This window comes from Leisingera sp. F5, from assembly GCF_001593695.1.
Genome location: NZ_LUKH01000788.1, coordinates 1 through 1,671 on the forward strand (window position 1 = coordinate 1; position 1,671 = coordinate 1,671).

The window sequence follows — 1,671 nt, forward strand, 5'->3', positions numbered from 1 at the left end:
GACACCGTGCGGGCCAGGAAAAACGCCGTATAGACAGCCGTTGCCGTAAATTCGATTGAGGGGTCGCCCGACGCACCGAAGATCAGATAGGAAATGAGAGCCGCGAAAACCATCGCAAAAACAGTGGCCCCGATTCCCATCAGGAAGCGGTACACAAGGAATGGCATCTTTTCCTGATAGCCTTCCGGGTTGGCCTGGATCCGGGCGACCACAAAACGCTTGGCGATGCGTTTGCCGTAAATCTCTGTCGACAGCCAGCGCCCGATCAGCAGGAACAAAACGCTCCAGCCCAGCACCTCGGCATAGGTCATGATGCGGCCGTCCGGGCTGGTTTGGCGCAGAATGTACTGCATCTCAAAAATTGAATAGGGCAGCGCCTCAAGCCGACTGTTCAGCTCCGCCCGAAAGGCGGCAACCCTGGATTGCGCTTTCATCAGCGCCGAGGGCTGCTCCATCGTGTCTGATGCAGGATGGTCCGCTTCCTGCTCCTCGTCCGGCGGCGCGTTTAGCAACTGGCCGCTGCTGTCCACCACGACCACACTGACACCGCTTTGCGCCGCCTGTTCGATCGCACGGGACAACGTATCGGCTCCGTTCGCTTCACTTTCCTGCGCGCCGGCGTGAGCGGCCAGGCCAAAACTCAGCAGGCCGCAAATGAGAACCCGGAACAAAACTTGCAGCATGACCGCCTATCCTTTTGGAAACTTGCGTCAAATTAACCACGCAGCAGAGCGTTGCGCAAATGGCGCGGACGCAATTTCCTGTGCGGCAGGCAACAAAGGCGCATGATTGCATGCACACAGGCTCCGGGCTATACCAATTCATACACCCGCCCCTTGGGCGGACTGCTGCAGAGCCTGGGCTGGCAAACACCCTCCGGGCTTGAGCGGCAGCAAAAGCAAACACTGACCGTGCCCCCGCCGCAACCGGCTTCAGGGGCGCGCAAACTGAGGCGGAAGATGGCGGAGCACACGAGCACGCGCCCGGGGACGAGCGGCAAAACCGGCTGGCCTGGTTCCTGCGCCGCCGGTCCCGGATTTCAGCCATCCGCCGCCCGGCAACCCGATCAGGCAATTCAATGACGACCGCAAGCACCACACCGGCAGCGGCGGGCACCGGCGCCCGCGGGCCGCGGATCATGTTCTACAGCCACGACACTTTCGGACTGGGGCATCTGCGCCGTTCACGTGCGCTGGCAGGTGCGCTCACCTCTGCCAACCCCGACGCCTCGGCGCTGATCCTGACGGGTTCACCGGTTGCGGGGCGGTTTTCCTTCCCGACCCGGGTCGATCATGTCCGCCTGCCGGGTGTGATCAAGCGTACCGACGGCTCTTATGCCTCGCGCACCATGGGCATGAGCATCGAAGAAACTGCTGATCTGCGCGCTGCACTGATCCGCTCCACAGTGGAGCAATACGACCCTGATGTGCTGGTGGCCGACAAGGAACCCACCGGCTTTCGCGGTGAGCTGATGCCGGCGCTGGACCTGCTGAAATCGCGGGGCCGCTGCAAGATGGTGCTGGGCCTGCGCGATGTGCTGGACGAGCCCGAGGTGCTGGCCGCCGAATGGGAGCGCAAGCACGCGGTTGAGGCCACCCGCGATTTCTATGATGAGATTTGGGTCTACGGGCCGCGGTCCGTGTACGATCCCACCGCGGGGCTGCCCTTCAC

General features: G+C 62.5%; 1 protein-coding gene and 1 pseudogene. One reads left to right on the forward strand and one right to left on the reverse strand.

Going from position 1 to position 1,671, the window contains the following annotated elements; genetic code table 11:
- Nucleotides 1-683, reverse strand: a pseudogene (locus tag A2I95_RS35980) (mechanosensitive ion channel family protein); the annotation flags it as partial.
- 395 nt (nt 684-1,078) lie between these two features.
- Here A2I95_RS35980 and A2I95_RS35985 point away from each other — a divergent pair.
- Nucleotides 1,079-1,671, forward strand: a 593-nt coding sequence (locus A2I95_RS35985; protein WP_367153198.1) for a glycosyltransferase family protein, incomplete at its 3' end; no start/stop codon positions are given.